This window comes from Bradyrhizobium sp. GW821-FHT13H06 (genome assembly GCF_058803975.1).
Window position 1 is genome coordinate 238,863 of sequence record NZ_JBXAPN010000010.1, and the last position, 11,830, is coordinate 250,692.

The 11,830-nt window shown below is 65.3% G+C and carries 11 protein-coding genes; all 11 read left to right on the forward strand.

Annotated features, from left to right (window positions below):
• Positions 1-4: 4 nt before the first annotated feature.
• The 11 genes from AC1RQP_RS32870 (at position 5) to AC1RQP_RS32920 (ending at position 11,240) form a co-directional block, all read left to right on the forward strand.
• Positions 5-757: a pyridoxine 5'-phosphate synthase gene (locus AC1RQP_RS32870; RefSeq protein ID WP_492941144.1), complete on the forward strand. Its 753-nt coding sequence runs from the start codon at positions 5-7 to the stop codon at positions 755-757.
• Positions 754-1,173 carry a holo-ACP synthase gene (acpS, locus tag AC1RQP_RS32875; protein WP_131868067.1) on the forward strand — a complete coding sequence of 140 codons (420 nt, stop codon included), beginning with the start codon at positions 754-756 and terminating at the stop codon, positions 1,171-1,173. The genes AC1RQP_RS32870 and acpS overlap by 4 nt, the downstream gene beginning before the upstream one ends.
• Before the next feature lie 249 nt (positions 1,174-1,422).
• On the forward strand, positions 1,423-2,187 hold the full coding sequence (gene lepB / locus AC1RQP_RS32880) for a signal peptidase I (RefSeq protein ID WP_028179695.1): 765 nt from the start codon (positions 1,423-1,425) through the stop codon (positions 2,185-2,187).
• Positions 2,184-3,020, forward strand: a complete 837-nt coding sequence (gene rnc / locus AC1RQP_RS32885) for a ribonuclease III (protein ID WP_239623944.1) — start codon at positions 2,184-2,186, stop codon at positions 3,018-3,020. Before lepB ends, rnc begins: the two co-directional genes overlap by 4 nt.
• Positions 3,010-3,936 (forward strand): GTPase Era, encoded by a 927-nt coding sequence (era, locus tag AC1RQP_RS32890; protein WP_239623942.1) that lies wholly within the window; start codon positions 3,010-3,012, stop codon positions 3,934-3,936. Before rnc ends, era begins: the two co-directional genes overlap by 11 nt.
• A 21-nt stretch (positions 3,937-3,957) precedes the next feature.
• Complete coding sequence (locus tag AC1RQP_RS32895; RefSeq protein WP_492941147.1) at positions 3,958-4,338, forward strand: hypothetical protein; 381 nt, start codon at positions 3,958-3,960, stop codon at positions 4,336-4,338.
• A gap of 149 nt (positions 4,339-4,487) precedes the next feature.
• Positions 4,488-5,240: a DNA repair protein RecO gene (gene recO / locus AC1RQP_RS32900; RefSeq protein ID WP_492941149.1), complete on the forward strand. Its 753-nt coding sequence runs from the start codon at positions 4,488-4,490 to the stop codon at positions 5,238-5,240.
• Between the two features lie 99 nt (positions 5,241-5,339).
• Entirely contained in the window at positions 5,340-5,627 is a 288-nt protein-coding gene (locus tag AC1RQP_RS32905; protein WP_492941151.1) for a hypothetical protein, read from the forward strand.
• 61 nt (positions 5,628-5,688) lie between these two features.
• Positions 5,689-7,944, forward strand: a complete 2,256-nt coding sequence (parC, locus tag AC1RQP_RS32910) for a DNA topoisomerase IV subunit A (protein WP_492941153.1) — start codon at positions 5,689-5,691, stop codon at positions 7,942-7,944.
• A 196-nt stretch (positions 7,945-8,140) separates the two neighbouring features.
• Positions 8,141-9,691: an ABC transporter substrate-binding protein gene (locus AC1RQP_RS32915; RefSeq protein ID WP_492941155.1), complete on the forward strand. Its 1,551-nt coding sequence runs from the start codon at positions 8,141-8,143 to the stop codon at positions 9,689-9,691.
• 4 nt (positions 9,692-9,695) lie between these two features.
• On the forward strand, positions 9,696-11,240 hold the full coding sequence (locus tag AC1RQP_RS32920; RefSeq protein WP_492941157.1) for a GMC family oxidoreductase: 1,545 nt from the start codon (positions 9,696-9,698) through the stop codon (positions 11,238-11,240).
• Positions 11,241-11,830: the final 590 nt, after the last annotated feature.

The window sequence follows — 11,830 nt, forward strand, 5'->3', positions numbered from 1 at the left end:
TGAAATGCCCGCAACTCCGCTCCGCCTCGGCGTCAATGTCGACCATGTCGCGACCCTGCGTAACGCGCGCGGTGGCCGCAATCCGGATCCGGTGCGCGCGGCGCTGCTCGCGATCGAGGCCGGCGCCGACGGCATCACCGCGCATCTGCGCGAGGATCGCCGGCACATCCGCGACGAGGACATGGCGCGGCTGAAGGCGGAGATCTCCAAGCCGCTCAATTTCGAGATGGCGGCGACCGATGACATGTTGCGCATCTCGCTCGCCACCAAGCCGCATGCGGTCTGCCTGGTTCCGGAGCGGCGCCAGGAGGTGACGACCGAAGGCGGGCTGGATGTGGTCGGCCAGCACAACGCGCTCGCGCCCTATATCGCGCGGCTGAACGATGCCGGCATCCGGGTCTCGCTGTTCATCGCCGCCGACCCCGCCCAGATCGAAATGGCGGCACGGCTGCGCGCGCCCGTGATCGAGATCCACACTGGCGCATGGTGCGACGCCGTCGTCGACGGCCACGCCGACAAGGCCGAGGCCGAATGGCGGCGGATCGTGGCGGGGGCGAAGCTGGCCAGGGATGCGGGGCTCGAGGTCCATGCCGGGCACGGGCTCGACTATGCCACGGCGGAGACGATCGCGGCCCTGCCTGAGATCATGGAGCTCAATATCGGCTACTACATGATCGGCGAGGCGCTGTTCGTGGGTCTGGCCGAAACCGTGCGCAACATGCGCGCGGCGATGGACCGTGGCCGGAGCCGGGCATGATCATCGGCATCGGCTCCGACCTGATCGACATCACCCGCGTGGCCAAGGTGATCGAACGTCATGGCGAGCGCTTCCTCGACCGCATCTTCACCGCGGCCGAGCGGGCCAAGGCGGAGCGGCGCGCCAAGAACGAGAAGATGGTGGTGGCGACCTACGCCAAGCGCTTCGCCGCCAAGGAGGCCTGCTCCAAGGCGCTCGGCACCGGCATCAGGCGCGGTGTCTGGTGGCGCGACATGGGCGTGGTCAACCTGCCGGGCGGGCGGCCGACCATGCAGCTGACCGGCGGCGCGCTGGCCCGGCTTCAGGCCCTGACGCCGGACGGATTCGAGGCGCGGATCGACGTTTCGATCACCGACGACTGGCCGCTGGCGCAGGCCTTTGTCATCATTTCCGCCGTGCCACCTGCGAAGCCCTGAGGATATCCGCTTCATTTTATAATTCGTATGTGAAATCAACGCCTTACTCAGTTTTGATGTGATCCTTGATTGCGTGGCCTCCGACAACCGTCTAAAAGTCCGCCGTCGCAAATCAGCTTGGGCGAATTCGGCTTTACGCCGGAATTGGCCCTCACTATCAGAATCAGGACAATCTCCATGGGCCGCGAAGCAAAGGACTGTTCGCGCCAGGAGGGCGCTCTGTGACCGCCGGCCGGAATTGAGAGAGCAATGAGCGTGACTTCAGGAACGAAAACTGAGAGCGGCGTCGGTGAAACGATCCGGGTCGTCATTCATGCTCTCCTGATCGCGCTGGTGATCCGCACCTTCCTGTTTCAGCCTTTCAACATCCCGTCGGGCTCGATGAAGGCGACGTTGCTGGTCGGCGACTATCTGTTCGTCTCGAAATATTCCTACGGCTATAGCCACTATTCGATTCCGTTCTCGCCGCCGCTGTTCTCGGGGCGAATCTGGGGCTCGGATCCGAACCGCGGCGACATCGTCGTGTTCCGCCTGCCGAAGGACGATTCCACGGACTACATCAAGCGCGTGATCGGCCTTCCCGGCGACCGCGTCCAGATGCGCGACGGGCTGCTCTACATCAACGACGCGCCGGTCGAGCGGCAGCGCATGAGCGAATATGTCGGCGAAGATCCCTGTGGCTCGGAAGGCGGCGGCATCTCCCGGGTGAAGCGCTGGAAGGAGACGCTGCCGAACGGCGTGTCCTATGAGACGCTGGACTGCGCCGACAACGGCTACATGGACAACACCAACGTCTACACGGTGCCGCCCGGCCACTTCTTCATGATGGGCGACAATCGCGACAACTCCACCGACAGCCGCTTCCTCGGCCAGGTCGGCTACGTGCCGCAGGAAAATCTGATCGGCCGCGCCCAGATGATCTTCTTCTCCATCGCCGAAGGCGAGCATGCCTGGATGTTCTGGCGCTGGCCGTGGGCGGTACGCTGGAATCGTTTCTTCAAAATCGTCCGATGAAAGACGAAGCCAAGGACATCGCGACCCAACCGATCGAGGCGCAAGCGGGCCCCGAAGGGGAAGCTGCGACCAAGACGGCTGCAGACAAGGCGCCTGCGAAGAAGAAGCGGGTGCGGAGCAGCAAGGCCAAGGCCACGGATGCGAGCGCGGCGCTCGAGGCGCGCATCGGCCACAGCTTCGCTGACCCGAACCTCCTGATGCAGGCGATCACGCATGTCTCCGCGCTGAAGTCCGGACGCAAGCGCGGCGACAGCTATCAGCGCCTGGAATTCCTCGGCGACCACGTGCTCGGGCTCGTCGTCTCCGACATGCTCTATCACGCCTTCCCGAACGCCGACGAAGGCGAGCTGTCCAAGCGTCTGGCCGAGCTCGTGCGCAAGGAAAGCTGCGCCGACGTCGCCAAGTCGCTCGGTCTGGTCGACGACATCAAGCTCGGCTCGGTCGGCCCCAGTGCCGATGCGCGCCTGCGCAAGAGCGTGCTGGGGGACATCTGCGAGGCCGTGATCGGCGCCATCTTCCTCGACGGCGGCCACGCGGCGGCAGCCGAATTCGTCAAGCGCAACTGGACCGAGCGCATGCACAAGCCGCGCCGTCCCTTGCGCGACCCCAAGACCGTGCTGCAGGAATGGGCGCAAGGGAAGGGGCTGCCGACGCCTGTTTACCGCGAGGTCGAGCGCACTGGCCCGCATCACGACCCGCAGTTCCGCGTGGCAGTCGATCTGCCGGGGCTGGCGCCGGCGGAAGGCATCGGCGGCAGCAAGCGCGCGGCAGAGAAGGTGGCAGCTTCAGTGATGATCGAACGCGAAGGCGTTGGCGGCGGCAATGACGGCTGAAGCAAGCGGCGAGGCGCCCATTGGTACGCGCTGCGGCTTCGTTGCGCTGATCGGCGCGCCGAATGTCGGCAAGTCCACGCTGGTCAACGCGCTGGTCGGGGCCAAGGTCACGATCGTCTCGCGCAAGGTGCAGACCACGCGCGCGCTGATCCGCGGCATCGTCATCGAGAACAATGCGCAAGTGATCCTGGTCGACACGCCCGGCATCTTCTCGCCCAAGCGCCGGCTCGACCGCGCCATGGTCTCGACCGCCTGGAGCGGGGCGCATGACGCCGACCTCGTCTGCGTGCTGCTGGATGCCAAGACCGGGATCGACGAGGAAGCGGAGGCGATCCTCGCCAAGGCCGCCGGCGTCAATCACGAGAAGATCCTGGTCATCAACAAGGTCGATCTGGTCCAGCGCGAGAAGCTGCTGGCGCTGGCGCAAGCCGCCAACGAGCGCATGAAGTTCGCGCGGACCTTCATGATCTCGGCGATCTCGGGCGACGGCGTCGACGACATCCGCAAGACGCTCGCGGAAATGGTGCCGCCGGGCCCGTTCCTCTATCCCGAGGACCAGATGTCGGACGCGCCGATGCGGCAACTCGCGGCCGAGATCACGCGCGAAAAGATCTATCAGAAGCTGCACCAGGAATTGCCCTACCAGTCCACGGTCGAGACCGACAAGTGGGAGGAGCGCAAGGATCATTCGGTGCGGATCGAGCAGACGATCTTCGTCGAGCGCGAAAGCCAGCGCAAGATCGTGCTTGGCAAGGGCGGCGCAACCATCAAGTCGATCGGCGCGGATTCGCGGAAGGAACTGATGCAGATCCTCGACGTGCCGGTGCATCTGTTCCTGTTCGTCAAGGTACGCGAGAACTGGGGCGACGACCCCGATCGCTACCGCGAGATGGGCCTGGACTTCCCCAGGGAATAACCAAGAAAAGATCGGTATCCGATGAGCGTGCCCAGCAACGTCCGGCGCTTCGAAGCGCTGCTCTATGCATCGTTGATGCTGGATGCCCTCTCGGTCGCGGCGCAGGACCGCACGCCCAACACCGAGATGACCGAGCAGATGATCATGACGGCGACCTTGCTCGCCGGCGGCATGATCCTGCTGCTGGTCTATTTCGTCTGGCTGGCCGCGCATCGGCGCAAGAACTGGCCGCGCTGGGTGCTGGCGGCGGCCCTGGGGTTGTCGGTGATCTCGCTCGGCCAGATCATCGGGGAGAGGGGCCTGGAGCTCGACAGCGCCATCGAGATCGTCTCCTGCGCGCTGACCGCGATCGGACTTTATTTCTCCTTCACCGGCGACGCGCAGGGCTGGTTCAACGCCTAGCGTCATTCCGGGGCGCCTCGAAGAGGCGAACCCGGAATCTCGAGATTCTCGGGTGCGCAAGGGCGCACCCGAGTTCGATGCTTCGCATCGCCCCGGAATGACGGGGAGAAGGCACTGCGCTCCTCACTGGAATCCTGTAATATTTCCTCATGGAATGGACCGACGAGGGTATCGTGCTGGGGGTGCGGCGGCATGGCGAGAGCAGCGCCATCGTCGAGCTCCTGACGCGCGCCCATGGCCGGCATCTCGGCCTCGTCCGCGGCGGCGCCGGCTCGCGGATGCGGCCCCTCCTGCAGCCCGGCAACAGCGTCAGCGCAGTGTGGCGGGCGCGGCTCGACGAGCATCTCGGTACCTATGCGGTCGAGGGATTGAAGCTGCGTGCGGCGACGTTGCTGGCATCGTCCCATGGGGTCTATGGCATCACCCATCTCGCCTCGGTTGCGCGGCTCTTGCCGGAGCGCGATCCGCACGAAGAGATCTTTGCGTTGCTCGAACATTCGCTCGACGATTTCGAGGACATCGGCAGCGCCGCCGTGCACCTGATCCATTTCGAGCTGGCGATGCTCGCGGAGCTGGGTTTCGGCCTGGCGCTGGACAATTGCGCGGTGACCGGCGAGACCACGGACCTGATCTACGTCTCGCCGAAATCCGGCGGTGCGGTGTCGCGCGGTGCGGGCGAGCCGTGGTGCGACCGGCTGTTGCGGCTGCCGCCCTTTCTGCGCCATGGTGAGACCGCGAGCGATCTCACCGAGCAGGATCTCCAGGACGGCTTCCGGCTCACCGGCCTGTTCCTGCTGCGTCACGTGCTGGAGCCGCGCGGGCAGGGCCATTCCGATGCGCGGGCCGGCTTCATCAACGCCCTGATACGGCAGCAGGCGAGGGCAGCGATTCCCGCGCCATGAGCTCATTGGGACTCTGCACTGCCCGTTGGCATCGAGTTCCCCGGAACGAAATCGGGCCGGTCGAGTTCGCCTTCAGGTTCCACAACGGGGACAGCCTAAATGTTGATCAGGGGATTCGCCTTCTCCGCGGCGCTGCTTGCGTTTGCGCCCGATGCAATGGCCGGCGAGCCGCAACCCGGCTTGTTTCGCCGGGCTTCCTGCACGGTCGTCCGGTATTATGTGGCCAAATATTCCGCTGCCACCGCAGAGACATGGGCGCGGGCCCATGGCGCGACCGAGGCTGAGATCGAGGCCGCCCGGCGCTGCGTGACCAATGCGCCGGCACCCGCCCAAACGCCTGGTCAGGCCAAAACCCAGACATTTACGGCCGGCTGGGCAGGCCATTAGGCCGCCCACAGGGAACCATTCGATCCTTGCCCGATTCGCTTCCACGGTTTAACCGGGCGGCATGGGAAAACGAATCGTTCCACCGGAAGAACCGGCCGAAATCCACGAGGTGCCGCTGCGCGAGGCGCTGGAAGAGCGTTATCTCGCCTACGCGCTCTCCACCATCATGCACCGCGCGCTGCCGGACGCACGCGACGGCCTGAAGCCGGTGCACCGGCGCATCCTCTACGGCATGCGGCTGCTCAGGCTCGACCCGGGTACGGCCTTCAAGAAATCCGCAAAGATCGTCGGCGACGTGATGGGCTCGTTCCATCCGCACGGCGACCAGGCGATCTACGACGCCATGGTGCGCCTCGCGCAGGATTTCTCCTCGCGCTACCCGCTGGTCGACGGCCAGGGCAATTTCGGCAATATCGACGGCGATAACCCTGCCGCCTACCGCTACACCGAAGCGCGCATGACCGACGTCGCGCGGCTTCTGCTCGATGGCATCGACGAGGACGGCGTTGAGTTCCGCGCCAACTACGACGGCCAGTCGAAAGAGCCCGTCGTGCTGCCCGGCGGCTTTCCGAACCTGCTCGCCAACGGCGCGCAGGGCATCGCGGTCGGCATGGCCACCTCGATCCCGCCGCACAACGCCGCCGAGCTCTGCGACGCTGCGCTGCATCTGATCGAGAAGCCCGACGCGAAATCCAAGGCGCTGCTGAAGTGGGTCAAGGGTCCGGATTTCCCGACCGGCGGCATCTGCGTCGATTCAAAGCAGGCCATCGCGGAGGCCTATGCAACGGGCCGCGGCTCGTTCCGTGTCCGTGCGAGATGGGAGCAGGAAGAGGGCGCCCGCGGCAGCTGGGTCGTCGTCGTCACCGAGATTCCCTTCCTGGTGCAGAAGTCGCGCCTGATCGAGAAGGTCGCCGAGCTGCTCGACCAGAAGAAGCTACCGCTGGTCGGCGACATCAGGGACGAGTCGGCCGAAGACGTCCGCATCGTGATCGAGCCAAAGTCCAAGAACGTCGATCCCGCGCTGATGATGGAATCGCTGTTCCGGCTGACCGAGCTCGAGAACAAGATTCCGCTGAACCTCAACGTGCTGATCAAGGGGCGCGTCCCCAAGGTGGTCGGCCTGGCCGAAGCCCTGCGCGAATGGCTCGATCATCTGCGCGACGTGCTGATCCGCCGCACCAAGCACCGCAAGGGCGAGATCGAGCACCGGCTCGAAATCCTCGGCGGCCTGCTGATCGCCTATCTCAACATCGACGAGGTGATCCGGATCATCCGCGCCGAGGACGAGCCGAAGCCGGCCTTGATCAAGGCTTTCAAGCTCACCGAGTTGCAGGCCGACTCCATCCTCAACATGCGGCTGCGCAATCTGCGCAAGCTCGAGGAGATGGAGATCCGCACCGAGGACAAGGATCTGCGGAAGGAGCTGAAGGGCATCGAGGCCCTGCTGGCCTCCGAGCCTGAGCAGTGGAAGAAGGTCAGCGAGCAGGTCGGCAAGGTCCGCGACATGTTCGGGCCGAAGACGCCGCTCGGCAAGCGCCGCACCACCTTTGCCGACGCGCCCGAGCACGATCTCGCCGCGATCGAGGAGGCCTTCGTCGAGCGCGAGCCGGTGACCGTCGTCGTCTCCGACAAGGGCTGGATCCGCACCATGAAGGGGCACGTCGAGGATCTCTCGGGCCTGGCCTTCAAGCAGGACGACAAGCTCGGCTTCGCGTTCTTCGCGGAGACGACCTCAAAGCTGCTGCTGTTCGCGACCAACGGCAAGTTCTACTCGCTCGACGTCGCGAAGCTGCCGGGCGGCCGTGGTCACGGCGAGCCGATCCGCCTGTTCATCGACATGGAGCAGGAAGCCGCGCCCGTCGCGCTGTTCGTCCACAAGGGCGGACGCAAATTCCTGGTCGCGAGCCACGAGGGCCAGGGCTTCGTCGTCAACGAGGACGATTGCGTCGGCACCACCAAGAAGGGCAAGCAGGTCCTCAACGTCGACATGCCGAACGAGGCGCGCGCGATCACCGAAGTGCTCGGCGACACCGTCGCGGTCATCGGCGAGAACCGCAAGATGCTGGTCTTCCCGCTCGACCAGGTGCCGGAAATGGCGCGCGGCCGCGGCGTTCGCCTGCAGAAGTACAAGGATGGCGGCCTTTCGGATGTTGCCGTGTTCGACGCCAAGGCCGGCCTGACCTGGAAGGACTCCGCCGGTCGCGAATTCTCCGCGACCATGAAGGAGCTCGCCGAGTGGCAAGGCACCCGCGCCGACGCCGGCCGCCTGCCGCCGAAGGGTTTTCCGAAGTCGAACAAGTTCGGCCGGGGCATCTAGTACGCCGCGGCCTTTCCGTATCATCGCAGGATATCTGGAATACTGGGTCGCCCGGTCAAGCCGGGCGATGACACCGACGGTGTAGCCGCAAACGCGCGGCTGATAGCCGTGTGCGCATACGTGCTTCTGCCGTGTGGGCACGAACATTGCTTTTTGCTGGCGACCGTAACCGTTTCGCCAAGGCAAGAAGAAACCAATGTTCAAACTCAAGTCTTTGATCCCCGCGCTGTTCGGCCTCGCGCTGGCCGCGGCGCCCGCGCATGCGGCGGGGAATCTCGTCGCGGTGCTCGAGGCGGAAATCGTCACCCTCGATCCGCATTTCTCCACGGCCTATATTTCGCGCACGTTTGGCTACATGGTGTTCGATACGCTGTTTGCGAAGGACTCCAAGGGCGACATCAAACCGCAGATGGTGCAGGACTGGAAGGTCTCGCCCGACAACTTGACCTACACATTCACGCTGCGCGACGGCCTGAAGTGGCACGACGGCCAGCCGGTTACGGCCGCCGATTGCGTGGCCTCGCTGCGCCGCTGGGGCACCCGCAGCGCGCTCGGCCGTCGCATCTTCGCGATCACGGCGTCGCTCGAGCCGACCGATGCCAAGACTTTCGTGCTGACGTTGAAGGAGCCGTCGGGTCTCGTCATCGACGCGCTCGGCAATCCCGTCAGCCCCGTCGCCTTCATGATGCCCGAGCGCATCGCCAAGACGCCCGGCGACCAGCGCATCACCGAGATCGTCGGTTCCGGCCCGTTCGTCTACAGCAAGGCCGATCACCGCACCGGCGATCGCATGATCCTGAAGAAGTTCGCCGATTATGTGCCGCGCCCCGAGCCCGCCGACTTCCTCGCCGGCGGCAAGCGCGTCAATGTCGACACGCTGGAGGTCCGCGTCATTCCCGACGGTGCGACCGCAGCCTCCGCGCTGCAGGCCGGCGAAGTCGACTTCATGCAATACGCCCCGTTCGATCTGTTGCCGCAGTTGGAGAAGAACTCCCGCGTCAAGCTCGTCAACTTCACCGGCGGCAACATGTTCGCAGGCGCCTATCGTCTCAACGCCGCGTCGAAACCGTTCGACGATCCCGCGATCCGGCGCGTGCTGTGGAAGCTGGTCGACCAGCGCGAAGTGCTGGATGCGCTCGGGCTCGATGCCAAATACGCCACGCCTTGCGCGACGTTCTTCACCTGCGGCACCACCTATGAAAGCAAGGCCGGCACCGAGGCGGCGGCAAAGCCCTCGATCGAGGCGGCGAAGGCCGCGCTGAAGGCGACCAAATATGCCGGCGAGCCCGTCGTGGTCATGCAGGCCAACGATCTCGAAGCGCCGCGCGTCTCGGCGCAGGTGCTTGCCGAGCGGCTGAAGGCCGCCGGCTTCAACGTCGATCTGCAGGTGATGGACTGGGCGAGCGTGCTGGCGCGCCGCGCCAAGAAGGAGGGCTGGAGCGTCTACGGCGTTCACGCCGGCGGTTTCGATCTGGGTTCGCCGCTGACCAATGTGATGGTTGCCTTCAACTGCGCCGACTTCACCGGCTGGCAATGCGATGCGCGCATCACGCCCTTGATGGAAGCCTTCGCCAAGGCGCCGGCCGAGGAGGACCGCAAGAAGATCGCGGGCGAGATCCAGGCCGTCATGTACGATCAGGCACCCGCGATTCCCTGGGGCCAGTTCGCCCAGCCGGCCGCCTATCGCGCGACCTTGCGCGGTCTGATACCGTCCGCCATCCCGGTGTTCTGGAACGTTGAGAAGTAACGCGATGTACGATGTCATTGTTGTCGGCGGCGGCTCCGCCGGCGCCGCTGTTGCGGCACGGCTGTCCGAGGATCCCGCACGGCGCGTCCTGCTGCTCGAAGCAGGGCGCGACTGGCGCGCCGATGAGGCGCCCTGGGAGGTGCGAACGCCCAATCCCATCCCGATCATTCACAAGCGCGAATACCAGGAGAAATGGCAATGGCCTGACCTGTTAACGCGCCGGGTGGCGGGGCAGGAGCCTCGCTTCTACTGGCGCGGCAAGGGGCTCGGCGGCTCATCGATGATGAACGGCCAGATCGCCATCCGCGGCGTTGCGGACGCCTTCGACGAATGGGCGGCCAATGGCTGCACCGGCTGGTCGGCGAAGGAGGTGATGCCGCTGTTCTCCGTGATCGAGGATGATCTGGAATTCGGCGATGCCGACGGCCACGGCCGCGGCGGGCCGTTGCCGGTCTATCGCGCGCCGCCGGAGACATGGGGCCCGATCGATCGTGGCCTGCGCGACGCGGCGCTGGCGAGCGGGTATCCCTGGTGTGCCGATGTCAACGGCCCGGACGGCGAGGGCGTCGCCTGCTATCCCATCAACAGCCGCGACAGCCGCCGCATCACCACCAATGAGGGCTATCTCGAGCCCGCGCGCGGCCGCGCCAATCTGGATATCCGCGGGCATGCGCTGGTCGATCGCGTGCTGATCAGCGAGGGCCGCGCGACTGGCGTCCGCGTTCATGTCGAGGGGCAGGGCACAAGCGAGATCAGCGCGCGCCAGATCGTGCTCTGTGCTGGCGCCATTCACAGTCCGGCGATCCTGCTGCGCTCGGGCATCGGACCGGCCGAGGAGTTGAGGGCGATGGGAATCGCGGTCGCGCGCGATCTGCCGGTCGGCCGCCATTTCTTCGACCACCCGCTGTTTCGCGCCACGATCCAGCTCCGGGAGGGGCTTCGCCCCACCGATCCCGATACGCGCCACACCAATTGCTGCGTGACCTACTCGTCGGGCCTCGCCGACGGCGGCAAGCGCGACATGATCCTGATCGCGTTCAACCATCGCGGCATCGGCGTATCAGGGGCGATCGGCGCCGGGCTGTTCAACGCGTATTCTCGCGGCACGCTCAAATTGGCCTCCGTCGATCCCGCGATCGATCCCGTCGTCGAGGAGAACATGCTGGCCGATCCCCGTGACATGCTGCGGATGATGGATGCGGTGAAACGCTTGGCGGTGATCACCACCCAGCCGGCGCTGTCGGGCATCGCCGACTGGATCCGGCTGACCGACACCGACCTGACGCTGCCGCAGGCAGCAAGCCTGCCGGATCACGAGCTCGACGCGGTGCTGCGTCGTGAGACCGGCGACATCCAGCACGCTGCCGGCAGCTGCCGCATGAGCGGCGTTGGGGATGCCGACGGCGTGGTCAATCCGGACGGCACGGTGAAGGGCATTTCCGGCTTGCGTGTCGCCGACGCCTCCATCATGCCGTCGGATTGCCGGGCCAACACGCATTTCACGACGGTGGTGATTGGAGAGGCGATCGCGCGGATGATGATGCGGTAGTTCTGCTGCATAAACTCGCTCATCAGAGTGACGGTGAGGGTGCTTGCGGCTCTCTCCGCGTCATTGCGAGCGCAGCGAAGCAATCCAGAATCTTTCCGCGGTGACAGTCTGGATTGCTTCGCTGCGCTCGCAATGACGGAGCAAGGGGTGCGGCCATCGCTCTCCAAGTCACAGTTCAAACAGCAGATACACAATCTCTTTCTCGCGGCGCGTTTCGCCCGAGTTTTGCTCATGTGCCGCCCTCGAAGAAGACAAGGGCGCAGGGAAGGCCGGGCGCCGGCGGCACCCGAGTCCGTGCGCTGTAGAAATGCACACGGGGTGGACCACAGGTGTTGCCGGTCGCCCGGCCGTCCCTGCGCGAGTGGTTTTAACGGTGTCCTTCGTGCTCTCCCCGGGGAGCGATGCACTATTGCCCCCGTCGCCTTGCGGATGATCGATGCGCGTGCCGGTCGGCCGCCACATCACCGCAAGCCTTGACGCACAGACCCCGGGCGTCAGGACCACACGACTAAACGTCAAGGCCGTTTTTCCCGGTGTTTTCGCTTGGTTCCAGCGGCTGGGCCCCAATAGGCCCTAGTCTCAGTACAGCG